This window comes from Ancylomarina sp. 16SWW S1-10-2 (assembly GCF_009669305.1).
In the GTDB taxonomy this organism is placed as follows: Bacteria; Bacteroidota; Bacteroidia; order Bacteroidales; family Marinifilaceae; genus Ancylomarina.
Window position 1 is genome coordinate 1 of sequence record NZ_SADB01000006.1, and the last position, 17,447, is coordinate 17,447.

The 17,447-nt window shown below is 33.8% G+C and carries 11 protein-coding genes; all 11 read right to left on the reverse strand.

What is annotated here, in order from left to right; genetic code table 11:
* A partial coding sequence (locus EMN46_RS06050; protein ID WP_154199796.1) for an SDR family NAD(P)-dependent oxidoreductase occupies window positions 1–661 on the reverse strand: 661 nt, incomplete at its 3' end.
* Between the two features lie 43 nt (window positions 662–704).
* Window positions 705–2,168: an MFS transporter gene (locus EMN46_RS06055; protein ID WP_154199798.1), complete on the reverse strand. Its 1,464-nt coding sequence runs from the start codon at window positions 2,166–2,168 to the stop codon at window positions 705–707.
* Between the two features lie 33 nt (window positions 2,169–2,201).
* On the reverse strand, window positions 2,202–2,576 hold the full coding sequence (locus tag EMN46_RS06060) for a cupin domain-containing protein (protein ID WP_154199799.1): 375 nt from the start codon (window positions 2,574–2,576) through the stop codon (window positions 2,202–2,204).
* A gap of 93 nt (window positions 2,577–2,669) precedes the next feature.
* On the reverse strand, window positions 2,670–4,982 hold the full coding sequence (locus EMN46_RS06065; RefSeq protein WP_195715195.1) for a chondroitinase-B domain-containing protein: 2,313 nt from the start codon (window positions 4,980–4,982) through the stop codon (window positions 2,670–2,672).
* Window positions 4,983–5,037: 55 nt separating this feature from the next.
* Entirely contained in the window at window positions 5,038–7,290 is a 2,253-nt protein-coding gene (locus tag EMN46_RS06070) for an alginate lyase family protein (protein ID WP_154199803.1), read from the reverse strand.
* Between the two features lie 21 nt (window positions 7,291–7,311).
* Entirely contained in the window at window positions 7,312–9,585 is a 2,274-nt protein-coding gene (locus EMN46_RS06075) for a heparinase II/III family protein (RefSeq protein WP_154199805.1), read from the reverse strand.
* A gap of 196 nt (window positions 9,586–9,781) precedes the next feature.
* Window positions 9,782–10,687: a polysaccharide lyase family 7 protein gene (locus EMN46_RS06080; protein ID WP_154199807.1), complete on the reverse strand. Its 906-nt coding sequence runs from the start codon at window positions 10,685–10,687 to the stop codon at window positions 9,782–9,784.
* 6 nt (window positions 10,688–10,693) lie between these two features.
* On the reverse strand, window positions 10,694–11,578 hold the full coding sequence (locus tag EMN46_RS06085) for a PKD domain-containing protein (protein ID WP_154199809.1): 885 nt from the start codon (window positions 11,576–11,578) through the stop codon (window positions 10,694–10,696).
* A gap of 29 nt (window positions 11,579–11,607) precedes the next feature.
* Entirely contained in the window at window positions 11,608–13,032 is a 1,425-nt protein-coding gene (locus tag EMN46_RS06090; RefSeq protein WP_229130286.1) for a RagB/SusD family nutrient uptake outer membrane protein, read from the reverse strand.
* A gap of 22 nt (window positions 13,033–13,054) precedes the next feature.
* A complete protein-coding gene (locus EMN46_RS06095) occupies window positions 13,055–16,099 on the reverse strand; it encodes a TonB-dependent receptor (RefSeq protein WP_154199813.1) in 3,045 nt (1,014 codons plus the stop codon).
* A gap of 185 nt (window positions 16,100–16,284) precedes the next feature.
* Window positions 16,285–16,998: a FadR/GntR family transcriptional regulator gene (locus EMN46_RS06100; RefSeq protein WP_154199815.1), complete on the reverse strand. Its 714-nt coding sequence runs from the start codon at window positions 16,996–16,998 to the stop codon at window positions 16,285–16,287.
* Window positions 16,999–17,447: the final 449 nt, after the last annotated feature.

The window sequence follows — 17,447 nt, forward strand, 5'->3', positions numbered from 1 at the left end:
GAAGCAAATACCTCAGGTTTAGTTGCTTTAATTTGAGCGAAGCAAATACCTCAGGTTTAGTTGCTTTAATTTGAGCATGAAATGGTGTATCAATTGTACCAGGAGATACAGCATTTACTCTAATTCCATATTCAGCTAAATCTTTTGCTAATGATCTTGTAAGTGATTGAACGGCTCCCTTAGATGCGCCATAAACTCCRGCACCWGGTCCTCCGCCATTCCAAGCTGCATTAGAAGTRAAATTTATGATTGATGCATTTGTKCCTTTTTTAAGAAAAGGAATAGCTGCTCTTGATGTGAAAAATGCTGAATCAAGATTTAAAGCCATAACAAATCTGAAAAATTCAGTGGTCATTCCTTCAAATCTGGATCTTCCACCTAATCCACCTGCACAATTTACAAGAAGATCAATTTTACCTTCTTTTGCTCCAATTTTATTTATGGTAGAAGTTACACCATCTTCTTTTGTAAGGTCAACGCTAAAATATTCTGCTTTAATTCCTTCTGCAGCAAGCTCTTTTACTTTTTCAGCTCCCTTTGCGTCATCTGCGATATCCATTAAAAATACAGAATAACCATCTTGACCTAATTTTTTTGTCACTTGAAAACCAATTCCACCGCTTCCACCTGTAATGATGGCTACTTTTCCTTCTGCTTTCATAATATTTTGTTTAAATGTTATATTAATTTTATAATTAATAGCTTTATTTTATTTGTTCAATCTTACCTACAGTTAGGAAAATTGAAGCCAATGACAATGGAACTAATGCTCCAAGTAATCCGAATAATAACGGCCAACTTGTGATATAACCAGCAAATGTAATTGCTAATATAACTCCCAATACAGCAGAAGCACCACCTAAACCAGCTAATGAACCTACTGATTTACCACCATGTAAATCACTTGGTAAAGTTTGGATATTTGTCATCATAAATTGAAATCCACCTAGTACAAAGGCCATTAAAATAACAGCTAGTACTGCATTTGGAACCAAAACCGAAGCAATTACTGATGGGATAATAATTGCCCCACCTAAAACCATTGCCGTTTTTCTTGCTTTATCCACTGTTGCTCCTTTACGAATTAGGTATCCAGAATACCAACCACCAGCGATAGATCCAACCATTGCACCTACATAAGGTATCCAAGCTGAGAATGCTAATTCTTTAATGTTTAAGCCAAATTCTTCAACTAAATACATTGGTAAGAAAGTAACAAACATCCACCAAATAGGATCAAGGAAAAAACGACCTAAAATCACAGAGTAGTTTTTCTTATTAGACAATAACTGTCCCCAAGTTTTACCTACTTCATTTGTAACTTTCCCCTCTGGCTGACCACTCAAAATATATTCTTTTTCTTCGTCAGAAATCCATGGATGCTCTTTTGGCCCTTTTTTGTTAATAATTAACCAAGGAATTAACCAAAGTAAACCCAAACCGCCGACTACTACGAAAGTCATTTTCCAACCAATAGATATATAAAGCATTAGAATAATAATAGGAGCTAGAATAGAACCTATAGATGCTGCTGCACCGAAAAGTCCTTGTGCGAATGCTCTCTCCTTTTGCGGAAACCATTCGGCATTACTCTTGGTAGCTCCTGGCCAAGGTCCAGCTTCACCCAAACCAAGCATCATTCTAAACCCAGTTAAGGATACTTTACCTTGAGATAATGATGTAAGCGCATCGGCAATTCCCCATACGAACACAGAAGCTACAAAACCACGACGAGTTCCTATTCTATCATATAATTTGCCTGAAAACATTTGGCTAAGACCATAGGCTATCATAAAAAAGATAGTTATTATACCTAGTTGATTTTTAGCTTGTTTTGATGCCTCTTCAGGTGTTGCACCTTCTTCAACTATTCCTAGTTCATAAGCCATACCCTGACGGTTGACAACAATTTGCCCATCTTTTTTAAAACTAACATAGTCAGCTCTCTGAACAATTTTATCACCTCTTTTAGTTACCAAAAGATAAGTGTTATCTTGCTCATTAAATTGAGCTTGATTCTCTCTTAATTCACCATCAATTTGGTCAACAAGATCATATTCAATATTAGCAACCCACATATAATTTAAGGTTCCTCTATCTAAATAATTAATTATTGTGATAAGCATTATCAAACCGATAATCCACCATCTTAATCCTTTTACTTTCATAGGAAATTTATTTAATTTAGTTGAGATTCTAGTTTACTTTCCAAAATAAGCAACTGCACTTCCATCCAAAAAATCCTCGCGAACTGGACTAAACACATCAATTAAAATACCTTCTTCCAAACAAACCACTCCGTGTGGAACATTTGGTTTAAGATAAACACCATCTCCTGCTTCAACAATTTTCTTTTCATCACCAATAAGAAATTCAAATTTCCCTTTTGAACAATAGGTCGATTGTGTATGAAAATGATCATGAAGTGATCCAACAGCTCCTTTATCAAACTTTACCTTTACCATCATAATCTGATTGTCGTAACCTAAAAACTGGCGTTGAACTCCACCTCCAAGATCTTCCCATTTCATTTCTTTCGATGTAAAAAATTTCTGTCTTTCGTTTTGATTTCCCATGATTAGCTATTTTTTAGTAAATATTTTATTTTTCGAGAGGCTTTACCTCTCTCCCAATCTTATTTTTAAAACTATATTATTGTGACTCAAGTTTTAATACAATAGTTTTTGAGTCAAAAATTCATCTGTTACTATTTTAGATTTTCCTTTAATCGTATTTCCACTTTCTACATTGTTTTTCTCACCCCACAACCTAGCTATGAATCCTGATTTAATAGAACTAAAGTTGTTATTCAAAATCTCAACATTTACAATTCCTTGAGTTTTCAATAAAATTTCCTTAGAACCACTTTTACCAGCTGACTCAACCGAATTATTATTGAATACAAAGTTTCCTCCAATGGTAGATTCATCATAACCACCTCTATAGAAGTTAACAAATACATTTTCAACCTTACTAATCTGATTGTTTTCTAATATCAAGAACTCTGCGTTATAGTCTCCTTTATCATCATTTTCAGAATCTAAAATAAACCCATTAACCAAATTCTTCATTACTGAGTTAACCACTTTTAATGTATCAGAGAACGAACCTTTTTTAGATCGGTAAATTGAATGAAATCCACTTAAAGTACAGTCATCAACAAAAACATTTGATGCAATTGACATATCAGCCTGATTAGGTTCAAAACAATTTAATGTTTTTGAGCCTTCAATAATTAGGTGTTTTAAGTTAATATTTACACCTGATCCCAATTCGAAAGCAGGCACTTGATCTGCCGATGTAAATAGCAATCTTACTTCCTTATCAATATTACTAGAAGTAATAACTACGCTTTTATTTACCTTAATTGTTTTATTTAGCTTCAATATGTCAGAGTCAATAACAATTGTATCTCCTTCATTTAATTTTTCAAATGCAGTATAAAGTTCCTCAGTCGATTTGACAGTAACACGCTTTGCACTGGCATTACTTTTAGAAACCTCAAACCAAGATGGTCCATACTTATCTACATCAATAACCTTATAATTTACATCCTTAACGGCACAAATAGCACCTGGCTGATTTTCTTCACGACTGTTAGAGAACATATCGTTCTTTATTTTAGAAAAATCAAATCCATCAAACAGCTTGACATTACGATCGGCTAATTCAACAAAAGGAACAGTCGATTGATCATTAACGACAGTCATTTCTGAATTGCTGAAACCTTCAAAACCATCAACGCCTTCAACACCACTTACATAGTTACATTCAAAATCAATATCACCTGGCGTGTCATAATACTTTACAATATCATTACTTACCGTTTTGCTGTTATAAATAAGATTATTAGCAACTGTTGTTCTAATAGGAAGTGCCGATCTAATCTCAGACTTTGGTAAAACATCACTCTTATTTACATTAGAACCTACACTAAATTGCAGTGGACTAATACAATCAACCCAACTGTTATGAGCGATTACAACATCTGTAACCTGATTGTATCTATTTAATGGCGATTTTGGAATACCATTCATCACAGCAATAGCACTGCGAAATTCGTTTCCTTTTAAGTTATAAAAATAATTATTTGTGATCCAATGACCTGTATTAATTACTCTCACACCTCCTATGTTATCAGAATCATCATCTCCAATAAACCAGTTGGAATCAATAGTCGCATAATTACCATGTCTTAACACAAGTGATCCTTCGCACTTATAAAAAACATTATTGATAAATTTATTGTAATTAGATTTGCTAGAGATTACCTCTACCTCACCATTACATCGGTCTAAAAAATTATTTCGTACTTCAAAAAAAGCAGGAACCATTGATGTATAACTATCACCAAGTTGCATTGTTTCACCTCTTGGACCACCTCTTCGTGGACGTGGACCAAAATAATTATCCGCAATTATGTGGTGACCATTAGCATGTTGGTTTCCTTTTAATTGACCTCTAACCGTTGGTCCATCATTAGACTTACCAGCTATATAACAAGAAATCAGTTCGTTTCGTTGTCCCCAAAATTCAACCCAATGATCTTTTCTCTTTCTATCTAATTGAGTGAAATTTTCAATAACACAACTTACCACCTTACAATCGTAAGCAGCATTCTCTTTATCACTTTTAAACTGAATAACACTGTTGATAGGCGTATAACCATTTCGAAAATATAAATCATGAACTTCTAGAAAATGACCAGCAATTTTTAAAAATGATTGTCCTTCAATAAAAACTTTCCCAGGGGTTTCTGCTTTTAAAATAATAGGTTTATCAACTAAGCCATTGGCCTTAAAATCAATTCCAACATCAGTCCATATACCATTCGACATGACGATAACATCACCAGGTTGTGCATTTTTGACAGCCTCTTCTAACTCAGTCATATTATTCACCATACTTCTAGGCGTATCCTCACAAGACGTAAGCATAAAGACTGCTAATAGTAATACTGTAAGAGATTTAAACAATTTCATGTTTTGTTCTTTTTTTATATTTGAATTCTTCCTAACTATCAATTTAGATTTTATTCTATTGGGCTGAAATAAAATGATATGCACCAGTCCATTCATAATTTAACCCGTTAACTTTCAGCTGATGCTTATTTTCCTTCCTAGCATCTTTGTTCGCAAGAATCAACATCCATTTGTTCTCTTTTATATCCTGAAAAGAAACGGCTGTATATTCATCTGTATTAACTAAAAGATTCACTTTTGAAATACTACTGAAAGCATTATTTGCAAATTCAGTTACTCTATCATAATTTCCATGAGCTTCGACTACCGATACAAAAACCGCATTTTTTTGCTTGTTTTTTTGGATAACAAAAGCAGGTTCTCTACGCAAATTATAATTAGGATCGGTTGCACCAGAACGAACGAATAATAATTCATCTTCTGGATTCACATAAGTGGTAAGAGAATAAAATCGATCGTTCACAAACCATGATAATTTTGCGTTGTTACTTTTTGATTGTCCTTTCGCTTCCAATCGCAAATGCTGATAGCCATTTGACTCTCCCATTTTTGTTAGCGTTTCTAAAACATCATATTTATAATTAGTAGATAAAACTTGCCCAAGAAAATGATATGGTAATTCATATTGATTCTCAACTTCCGAATTCACCCTAAAAACATCCAAAACAAGTGGTTTCTCAAATCGTTTATCTGTAATCAATGCTAATGTTCTATGCATTTCAACTCCTGGGTACGCATTGTTCTCTTTAGCACTAATAATTTGAATATTTTCGTGACTTGCATCAAAAAAGTAAGGATCAGAATGAAATTCATTACCCGTATCAGTGCTTCCTCCAAAATGAGATATTCTATCAACTACAAGCGTATTGTGAGCTACTGTTTGCTTTGCCCAAGTATTATTTTCGTGAAGATATCCACCTCCAAATTTTTGTTCGATATTTACATATCGAGCACAACCATAATCTGGCAATACCTCACCCATATCGTCGTATAAAGAGAAAGATAATTTATCAAAATGACCATGTCCCATTCCTTGCGAAGTATTTTTCATCACCAAACAAACCTCTTTGTCTCCTTCACCAGCTCGAAGAATTCCTAAAGCACCTTCAGTTCCAGAAGCGCCATCTTTATAATTGGCCGATTTTTTTTGATAGGCCGTTTGTTTTCCTTCTTTAATTGCCATTGCTACCGACAAGCCCGTATCATCTAACATCACTTGTCCTTGCTTTTCAGCAACAGATAATAAACCTGAATCCTGACCACCAAAATGATAAATAATATCTACCGACGAAACCAATTCTCTAGACAAATATGACATCCCTTTTTGAGCATCGTTAATAGGAAAGAACAAACCATTTACATCGGTTAGATTCAACAAAGTTTTAACAGCTTTAATTAAAAGACCATCGCGATATTCAAAAATCTTTACTTCTGGCTTACAATTCTCAATTGCCTCAGCAAACATTACAAAAGGATACATCGCATAACGCTGATAATATGGTCCTTCGGTATAGTATCCATCAGGAGAAAACAAATGGTCTAATTGAGCAAAGAAACCAGCTTTACCGTCACCTTGCATCTTAATTAAACCACCATCATTATCCTTTTGGTCTGCTTTTATATTATCTGATTTTAACCCGTAAAATGCACGATCAATTAATTCTTGGTCATTCATCACGAAACCAATCATACCTACCGCAGCATTTCCCCAAGTGCTATGATTATGCACTCTATTATAGAATTGAGGAGAATCAACCGACAAATGATCAGCGAAAGGACGGAAAAGGTTTTTCTCTAATTTTTTTCTCTCTTTTGAAGACAACCAATCGTAAACACAATCATAAGCCTGACTTGTATAAACCAACCAGTTTGCATCGTTTAAATTCTGCCAAAATATTTTACCTGGCGCATATGATCTGTTCGCAGGATGTAAGCCTAATGTAGGATACATCTTAGCATATTCCATTAGCATATCACGGACATAAACTGCATATTTCTCTTCTTGTGTAATCTGAAACAAAACACCTGCCTTCTGCATCAGCAAATAGTTTTTCTTATGGCGATTATGAGTGTATCCACCTGCCATATCCTTAGGTACAGGCACATCAATTCCCTTTTCCATTTCGGCATCTACAAAATCGATTGATTTTTGAAGAGAACTTTGAAGCATTGGTAATTCACTTAAATGTGCTCTAATTTCTGTTACTCCCTTTTGTGTCAAAATCAACTTAGGATGCGATTGTGAAAAAACACAACTACTTGTTGCAAGCAATAATCCCAAAAGAATATATGTTTTTAATTTACTCATAATCTAGTCAAGTATATTTTGTTATAATTCTATATTAACAGATTTTCCCGGCTTCAAATCAACATAATGATTTGAAATAGTTAATCTAACTTCAGAAATTCCGCAATTGGTTATATACCAAGCTCCGTTTTCTCTTTTTAAAATCAAATCAGATTTTCTATCAAGACTAATCTCCTCTCCCGATTTAAATTCGATACTTTGTACATCAAAAAGAATATGAATCTTCTTTTTTGATAAAACAAGACTAGCATTCGACTCTATATCTGCATTATTAATAACTTCATTAGAATTTATAATCGTCCAATCATTCAGCTTTAACTTTTCATATTTCTCTGCCGACTGAATTCTCTCTTCGAAACCTTTAAAAGGATACAACAAAGTACTATAAGTTGCTTCTAGTGCACTTTTTGTTTCCAACACAACTCGTCCTTTTCCTCGTGCTGATCCTTTCTTTATTGAATTAGGAATTTCGCCCAATTGAATAATATCTAATCCTGCTCCGTTGGGAAATACTGATCGCACATGAGCTTTATTTTCCGCACTGTAATGTCCTTGCCAAACTTGTTGGTATTTGTGTTTTCCATTTTTAGATATAAAATGATCGCGAACCAACCAAAAGCCATCTTTCAAAAAGAAAACCTGACGGTACGTCTCAACCGATAAATCTTGATATCCATCATGTGTTCCGATAAAAAAGTCTACTTCTTTATCTTTGTTCCATGCAATAACCTTAGGAACTGGTAATTTTCCCCATTTTCCGAATCCACTACCACCTTTATTTCCGTTCCATTCTCTACCTTGAGGTATGGAATCAACCAAACCAACGTTTTTAGTCCATGAATTCTTAAACTCCTCTAAATCGGTTAGATAATATCTCACCTGATAATTAGGAAGAATCATATTACCATAAGCATAAGCTTGTAATCCTAACATGTCGCCGTGCTGATGATCTGGTTTTTCTTTCGTTAATCCAGCACTAATAATCATGAATAAATCATCACGATTCCAACCATCGCGCATAATGTAATACCCAGTTTCTTCTAATTCTGTACTAGAAACCTTAGGTTTAAGTTTTTTAATATTTTTAAACTCTTCAACTTGAGTCCCATTTAACAACCAGTAATATTTTGAAGGTAATTTTTTAGAAGCAAAATATTTACACTCTTTACTGGCAAAAAGAGCTACTCCTAAAGACATAATGTCATCAATTTCGTTGTATTCAGCCCAAGGAGAATCAGTATCATCCTGAAGAACTGGAGCATTTTTAGTAGGCATGGCTATTTTCACCAAAACATCAAACATCGCTTTCAAACGTTGATCCCAAATTGGATTTAACTTAACACCATTTAATTTAGCCAATTGATATGGATAGAAGTAATTATCTATGTCATCAATATGGTAATGAACAGATCTTTCGAATTGAAATCCATCGGCATACACTTCTTTCTCTAAATGCTCTTCCAATCGATCGGTAGCTCGGGTCCACCACGCATCTGCGCCTTTAATTTCTTTAAAAAGAATTGCCAACATTCCCAAAGCACTCATACCTCTAGTTTGATGGTTTCCCTCGTTATATTTTGGATTGTGATGATACAATTTTGCGCCAGTGTGCAAAAATGTTTTAATCATGACCAATTGCTCCTGCCAAGTATATTGATCTGAAGCCAATAAACATTGGTGAACAAATAACCAATTATACATTCTATTCCCTGCTCGATAAGCTTCATAGGCACCATTACCATCTTCTATGGTCTCAAATTCATTTTTATCGAAAGCCTCATTTAATGATTTTGCTTGCGATGGTATGTAATGCAAATAATCTGTATTACCTGTATAATAGAAAAGCAAAGCAATATCTCCTGCTTTGTGCTGTCTTGTTAAATGTCTATAAGGATAAGAACTCACCTCTTCACCTTTTAAATTGGTGAAAGGAATTTTCCAACTGGTATAAGCTGGATACAAATCAAGATGTTGCTCTGCTTTCTTTTGGTGATAAGCTAATCGTCCTGAATACATTTTATTGTACTCTTCGAAACGTTGGCTAAAATTTTTGCTACTGAAAAAATAACGATCCGACAATTTGTTTTTGAAATATTCAGTAAGCATTTTCAGTGCTTTATCTTCTTTCCCTGCGTGGTATGCAGTTTGTATCTTTTTCAAAGCTCCATCTGCATCAACATCTAATAATTCCACGAACTCACCATTCGTTAAAATATGATCGTAAGGAACAATTGGTTCTTGGGCAGAAAGTGTAAATGGAAATAATAAAATGAAAAAACAAAGTGACTTAAGCATCTAGTTTTTATTAGTATTAAACTTCTTATTCGATTATTACTTAGTTACTGTATTGGAGTCTACAACATAATTGTAGACTCCTTTTTTACAGCAAACTTAAACAAACAACTAACCTAACAATCTATTTTTTTAGATCAACAGAGCATGACTCACATTGATCTCTATATGATATTGGGATCGAAACAAAAAATATTATTTAATCATGATTCACCTCTAATTCAAAATATTTCACTTTTGAAAAAGCATCAGAATCTTTTGTAACTAAATAATTCCCTGCCTTAAAATAGTTTTCGAATACACCCCATTTTTCAATATTAATATCATCATATACAACTGACTCTTTCTCATTCAGGATTACCTCCATTCTTCCATCGGAAACCTTCACTTCTAAAGTGAATTTTTCAAAACCGACAGTTTCTGAAAAAGTATATCCGTTATCATCTCCCCATGCATCTGTTTCAAGTAACTCTTCATAAGTAGCATTTAGATCTTTTAGGACTTTTGTTTTTACTCTAACAGCTCCATCGGTCCAATATACTTTTAACATTGGAGGGGCATTATTATCATCTTCGCCTATTAAATCTCTCTGCTCATTAGTTAACCTACCATGAATTTGCATGATAATAGCTCTGTGATATTCACCTTCGTCATCCTTAGAGATATCTGACATAGCCAAAGTTCCTTTCATATATCCACCCTGAGCAAATGTCCAATTCGTTTCTCCCCCATCTTCAGGGTTCATTAACTCTCTTAATTCTGTTCTTGAATAAGACGTATTATTGGTCGTTGCACCAGGATATGTATAAAATACTAAAGCTCCTTCTATAGAGTCATTATACATAAAAGGTTTTAGCGTTTCATTTGTTGCATAATCTAAAATCTCTGGAGGTAATACTTCCGATGGGTTTCCAATCGGAAGAGTTACTTTCCAGTTGCTTAAATCAATATCTGGTAACTTATAATCATCCTGTTCTTTAGGAACAATTACTTCAGGAATAATTACATCAGAATCATCATCAGATGACCCCTTACAACTAACAATTGTTATTGCTAAACACAAAGCAAGTGTTAATAAAATTGTACTTTTTACTGATTTAAGCATATCTCATTAATTTTCTGGTGCTACCTCAATTTCAAATGTATCTACTCTACATTCAACATCTTCATTAGTAACCATAATAGCAACAGTTTCGTTAACTCCAGTATTAAAAGGAATTGAAACTTTTACATATGTACTTGAATCAGAAATATCAGTACCAACGTACTCACCTAATTTAGCTGCATCAGCTTCAGACAAATCAGTTATGGTTCCGCCTAAAACCTTTACGGTTAAACTACCAGGAGTACCCTCCTTCATTGTGTAGTAATAGGTAAGAATATAATCGGTATTTGGAGTAACAGCAATTCCATCTTGATAAGCTACTCTATCACCAGCAGAAGGAAATTTTGCTGCTTGTGATCCATCTTGAACAGGATCGTTTGTAATTTGAATTACGCCTCCAAAATCATTTCTCCAGGAATCTCTACCATCACCATTACCATCAGGTAAACTCAAATCTTCAAAACTTGCTTCTAAAATAACAGGTACAATAGCTAGAGGTTCTTCTGGCTCAATAATTTCTATCGTTTCAGAATAAGAACTCGTTACGCCAAGTTTATCAGAAGAGGTTAAGGTTACCGTAAAGCTTCCTTCACCCGCATAGGTATTTTTACCATCTTTCTCTGTTGATGTATTACCATCTCCAAAATCCCATACATAATCAGTAGCACTATTGGATAAATTTGAGAATGTATAATCTTTCCATTCTTCAGCACTACCTTGACCTTGAGCATATGTAAACAAAGCACTTGGAGGTGTTCCATCTGCCTTTGAATCTGCATCAGGTAAATCGTATTCAAAATCACAAGCTGTAAAGGAAACGGCTAATACTAAAATTAACATCTTCCAAACAGAACTTTGATTTAGTTTTAAATTTAATATGTTATTTTTCATTTTAAATCAAATTAATTGTTAAACAAATCTTAGTATCCAGGATTTTGTGTCAGCAAACCATTACTTAAGTTAATTTCTCTCTGAGGTATTGGCAACAATAAATCAGTTGATGAAAAACTTCCACCTGTTTCTGTTGAAAATGCTGAAAGCACTTCTTCTGCCATTCCTAAACGAACTAAATCAAAGAATCTCTGATTTTCGAATGCGAATTCTACTCTACGCTCATTTAATAGATCAACCTTTGTAATCGTAGTCACATTATCTGTGATTCCAGCTCTATCTCTTACTTCCATAAAAGAACTAATAGCTGCAGAATTTGATGTTTCACTAGCTCCAGCCATAATAGCTTCAACATGCATCAACAAAACATCTGCATAACGTAATACGATCCAATCGTTCCCAGCTTTTGTAGGATCACTAGAAGTAGGTAAAATGCCTAAACTCTCATCTCCATTTGGAAGATACTTAACAACTTGATATTGTTCAGTCTGTGTTGCATCTTGACGATAAGAATACATCGTTCTATTCCCTCCCATTGCGTCTAATGCTTCACGAACATCAGCAGTAACATAGTTAACACCACTAGTTCTACCAACAGAATTTAACCATTCAGATGAGAAATTCTGACTATCATCTACTACATCTCCAATGTACTCAATCGCAAAAATAATTTCGTTATTTAGCTCATTATAGAATATATCTTTGAAATTACCTTCCAATGAATAGCCGCTACTCATCACATCTTCACATAAACCCTGCGCTAATACATAATTTTCACCTTGAGTTAAGTAAACTTTAGCTAATAATGCCTGAGCTGCAGCTTTTGAAGCTCTACCCTTATAACTATTATCAAGATTAGCAATTGCAGTTTGTAAATCTGATTCAATTAAGTCATAAATTGTTGCAGTAGCCACACGTGTATATGATATTTCTCCATCTGATACGCTAATTTCTTTGTCTACCAAAGGAACATCACCAAACAATCTTACCAAATTGAAATACGTATAAGCTCTTACAAACTTTGCTTCACCTTCAAACGCTCCTCTAGCACCTTCACTAGCTGCATCTAATTTATCTAGAACTAAATTTGCTCTATAAATGACGTTATAACAACTAGCATAATAATCAGCTAGCCTACCATTTGTAGCTTCAACAGTAAAAGTATCAAACTGCGCGTCTTCACCTTCACTACCTTTAGTACGAGTGTTGTCGCTTCTCATTTCAGTTACATAAAATTCATACATTACGCCATGATTATCGTCTGTATCTGTAGAATTTATTCCCTGAATACCATCATACATATTTATTAATCCTGCTTCTAATTCTGAATCATCAGAAAAGAAGCTTTCAGAAGTTATCGCTCCCGTAGGATCTGGACTCAAAAAGGAGTCTTCACAAGCAGTGAATACTACTAAGATTAGAAGCACTGCTATTTTGCTTATATATTTGATCATGTCTATCATATTTTTTTTTAGATTAAAAATCTAAGTTAACACCTACACTTATTGTTCTATAAATCGGAGATCCCGCTCTCTGATAACCGTAAGTAGTTGGAGAAGTAGAATCTACAGACTCAGGATTATAACCTGTATAATTATCCGCTGTAAAATACAGTAAGTTTTGTGCAGACACATAAACTCTTGCTTTTTCAATAAAAGTTCTTCCCAATAATTCGTTTCCAAATGAGTATCCAATATTCACATTTCTTAATGCTATATATGATGCATCCTGAACAATATCATCTGTAAATATTTTTTGCTTAATAAATTCTTGATTTGGTGTAATTGTTGGATCAAAATCTTGTGAACTATTAAATTGATTAAACATATATTGATCTCCCATATTTCTTACCTCAGCTCCATGTGATCCTTGGAACATAAAACTAAAGTCAAAGTTTTTATATTTGAAATCACTAGAAAAACTCCAAATTAATTCTGGATAAGGGTTACCTAGAATTGCTTTATCTTCATCATCAATGATACCATCACCATTTAAATCTTTTACATAAACATCTTGAGCTTCTGCTCCAACTGGATGGTAAGGATTATTTATATATTCTAAGGGAATATCTTTATCAACTACCCAACCGTAGAATGATGAAATTGGCTTACCTTCCTGATTAATCCATTCAGCAGCTCTTTTTGAGTCAACACTTTGAATTTGACCATTAGATTCAGCAAAATCTGTTAACTTGTTTTTATTCTTAGAAGCTATGAAAGTACCAGTCCAAGTTAAATCATTAGTTATTTTAACTCTAGACCTCAATTCAAGCTCAATACCACTATTTTCTACCTCACCTCTATTGATTAGAGCAGCATCAAAACCAGTAGTCCATGAAACAGGATTTGATAAAATTAGGTCTTCACTCGTTCTCTTATAATAATCTACCGAACCTGAAAGTAAACCTCCAAGAAGGGTGAAATCAAGACCAGGATTAAATTCTACAGATTTTTCCCATCCTAAATCTGGATTTGAAATATTAATTGCATTAAAACCAGTAGCAGCTGAACCATTTACAATCGCTGAAGAAGTTTCTAACAATGCTAAATAAGGATAATTTTCTTCGTAAACTGAGGATGCATCAATTGCATTATTACCCGTTACACCATAACTAAATCGAAGTTTTAAATTATCTATAACATCATTATCTACTAAGAAATCTTCTTGTGTAAGTCTCCAACCCACTGAAAATGCAGTAAAGTCACCATATTTAGTATCCGCTCCAAAACGTGAACTACCATCACGTCTGTAACTAACTGATGCCAAATACTTATCTTTGAACGCATAGTTAACCCTACCTGTGAACGATAATAAACGATCTTCGTATTCACCAGATTCAGCTGAACTGATTGTACCTGCTGCGCTCATATTTTTAATGTAATCAAATGCATAATCTGTTCCATTAGCCGAAGAGAACTCAGTTTCCCAAGTTTCTACTGACACACCTAAAATAGCACTAATGTCGTGATCACCCATTCTTTTACTGTAGCTAAAGAAGTTATCATTCACCAAGTGAATACTATTTGTATTTGATTCAAACAACTGAGTATTACTAGCACCGTTTCTGTGTGCTAAAGGTCCTTGCCATCTTCTAACATCCGTATTCTGGAAAGAACCACCAATTGTAGTCTTAAAGTTTAATCCCTTCATTATTTTATACTTTGCATAAACGCTACCATACAATTTGAGTTTCTTGTAAGTATAATCTCTTTCCTTAATTTTAGCATATGGATTTACATTTGAAGTATTACTAATATCTACTTCTTCACCATTCAACATATAATTATCAAAATGACGCTGTTTTGCATAATCACCGACTTTTACATCAGGATAAGTAGATTTATCAACATATTGAATATTATCATCAGTAATATATGTTGGTAACCAAACCGTTTGACGTAAGATATCATGTGTTGAACCATCAAATCTTCTTCTATCAGAATATGTAGGTGATAAATTGACTCCCAATGAGAATTTATCAGAAATCTTCGTATCTAATTTTAATTTTAGACCATACTTTTTATAATCATCAGTTAATAATACGCCTTCATCATGTAAATAATTTAAAGCAGTACTAAATTTTGTGTTCTCGTTTCCACCTCTTGCACTAATTGAATGATTTTGAATAGTACCACCATCAAAAATAACATCCGTCCAAGGTCTATCAACACCTATCATCTGCTTATATTGTGTTTTAGCTGAAAGTACACCATTAGCAGCTAATTCAGCAGCAGCAGTTTCAGCAAGTGAAAAATCGTAAGCATCACTTATACGAGCTTCTTTAAACCCGATATAAGAATTGTAGTTAAACTTAGTTTTTCCTGCTTTACCTTCCTTTGATGTAATCATGATTACACCATTTGCACCTCTTGAACCATAAATTGCAGCCGAAGCAGCATCTTTTAAAACTTCAAATGAAGCGACATCATTCATATCTAAGTTACCAAGGTAATCAGCATCAACAACGATACCATCAACAACAATTAATGGACTAGAACTACCACTTATAGATCCTGTTCCTCTAATTCTAATCGTTGGCGCTGTACCTGCTCCTCCATCGGTAGCTTGTATATTAACACCTGATATTCTACCAACCAAGGCGTCATCAACACGAGCTACAGCTACCTGCTCCATATTCTCATTAACAACTTTTGAAATAGCTCCAGTAAGATGTGATTTCTTTTGAGTACCATAACCAACAACAACAACTTCCTCAAGATTTTCGGTATCGGATTTCATAACAACATTAAGACTAGTTAATGTTCCAACTAGTTTCTCAATGCTTACGTACCCAATAAACGAGAAGACAATCGTGCTTTCTTCCCCAGAAACACTTAATGAGTAATTTCCATCAAAGTCTGTAACTGTACCATTCGTAGTACCTTTTTCATATACACTCACTCCTATTATAGGTGAGTTATCCGCCTTATCAACAACATTCCCCGTAATCGTTTGCTGAGCAAACAAAAAGGAAGAAAATCCAGTTAATAAAACCACTAGCATTAGGATTTTTCTTTTCATTTCACTTGTTTTAGTAAAATTGGTTAGATTAAAAATTTACACGTCATACTTATCTGATGTTAAATAAGGTCTGGGGCCCATCTTGACAGTCCTTAACACAAAAAGTATACGCAATTATTAAAACTGCTTTTTATTATTCCACTTGCTTCATACTGAAACTTATAAATAATCAGTAAGATTCAAATTTAGAGATTACGTTTTTTTCTACTGAATTCTAAAACATCGCTTAAATGTTCCTTCATATATTTAGCTGCTAAATTGGGATCACCTTCTTTAATAGCATTAAATATATTTCTATGCTCGACAAAAGATTTCTTAACTCCAACGTTTGCACATACATGTTCACGTCTATAAATTTCAAGAATATCAGGAAGCACAATTAACAATAAAGTTTTACTAACTGAATTGTGACTTGCTTCTGCTATTTTTAAATGGAATAAAAAATCTTCATTCTCAGGAGGTAGATTTTGGTGGACCTTATCTTCATAAGCCTTACAAGCTTCTTCCAAACTCTTCAAATCTTCATCGTTTCTTCTTAAGGCTGCATTTTCAACTGAAGAAATCTCTAGAAAACATCTTGTCTCAACTAAAGAGTAAAAATCTGGATCTTCTATCTTCATAACATTAGTAATTAAACCTTTCATGGCTGCTATATCAGCACCTTTAACAAATACCCCACTTTGTGGATTCGTTGTTACAATGCCATAAAATTCTAATTTTCTAATTGCATTTCTGATATGCGTTCTACCAACACTAAACTTTTCTGAAAGCTTTCTCTCCGATGGTAATTTATCTCCAGGATTTAAATACCCAGCAATAATCAAATCTCTAATCTGACGGATAATCTTATCCACTGGACTTTCAACCTCTATTGCTTTAAAATTATCTAATATCTCCATAATCTTATTTTGCCTACTAGCATCTGCTAGCCCTGTAACTGGTACACCAAAGTTACAAAACTTTTTTATCTATCAAAATATATTCTATAGCCTTCAATCTATAACGCACAAATAAAATCGCCACAAACCCCCATACTAAAGGTATGCAAAGGTTTGTTTTTTTTTCAATTTTTTAGATTAACAATGTTAAAAGTTGTAATTATTATCAAATATTCACTAAATATCCGCCCAATACAATTGGTCGACCAATTGTATTTGATGATAAATATCAAATAAAAGAGAAGACTATTCAAAAAAAATAAGTAAGATACATATCTGCACATATATGTCTATTTTAGCTAGTAGATAAGATTAAAGCACCTATATTATAGCATTTAAAATTAGACCAGAAAATGATTATAAGTAATCAATACACGCAAGTGTGAGGTGGATTTGAGAGGGGATTTTTC

Bases quoted from the DNA above. Each gene is read 5' to 3' on its own strand.
- EMN46_RS06055 (WP_154199798.1), bottom strand. From the start codon at position 2,168: ATGAAAGTAAAAGGATTAAGATGGTGGATTATCGGTTTGATAATGCTT.
- EMN46_RS06060 (WP_154199799.1), bottom strand. From the start codon at position 2,576: ATGGGAAATCAAAACGAAAGACAGAAATTTTTTACATCGAAAGAAATG.
- EMN46_RS06065 (WP_195715195.1), bottom strand. From the start codon at position 4,982: ATGAAATTGTTTAAATCTCTTACAGTATTACTATTAGCAGTCTTTATG.
- EMN46_RS06070 (WP_154199803.1), bottom strand. From the start codon at position 7,290: ATGAGTAAATTAAAAACATATATTCTTTTGGGATTATTGCTTGCAACA.
- EMN46_RS06075 (WP_154199805.1), bottom strand. From the start codon at position 9,585: ATGCTTAAGTCACTTTGTTTTTTCATTTTATTATTTCCATTTACACTT.
- EMN46_RS06080 (WP_154199807.1), bottom strand. From the start codon at position 10,687: ATGCTTAAATCAGTAAAAAGTACAATTTTATTAACACTTGCTTTGTGT.
- EMN46_RS06085 (WP_154199809.1), bottom strand. From the start codon at position 11,578: ATGAAAAATAACATATTAAATTTAAAACTAAATCAAAGTTCTGTTTGG.
- EMN46_RS06090 (WP_229130286.1), bottom strand. From the start codon at position 13,032: ATGATCAAATATATAAGCAAAATAGCAGTGCTTCTAATCTTAGTAGTA.
- EMN46_RS06095 (WP_154199813.1), bottom strand. From the start codon at position 16,099: ATGAAAAGAAAAATCCTAATGCTAGTGGTTTTATTAACTGGATTTTCT.
- EMN46_RS06100 (WP_154199815.1), bottom strand. From the start codon at position 16,998: ATGGAGATATTAGATAATTTTAAAGCAATAGAGGTTGAAAGTCCAGTG.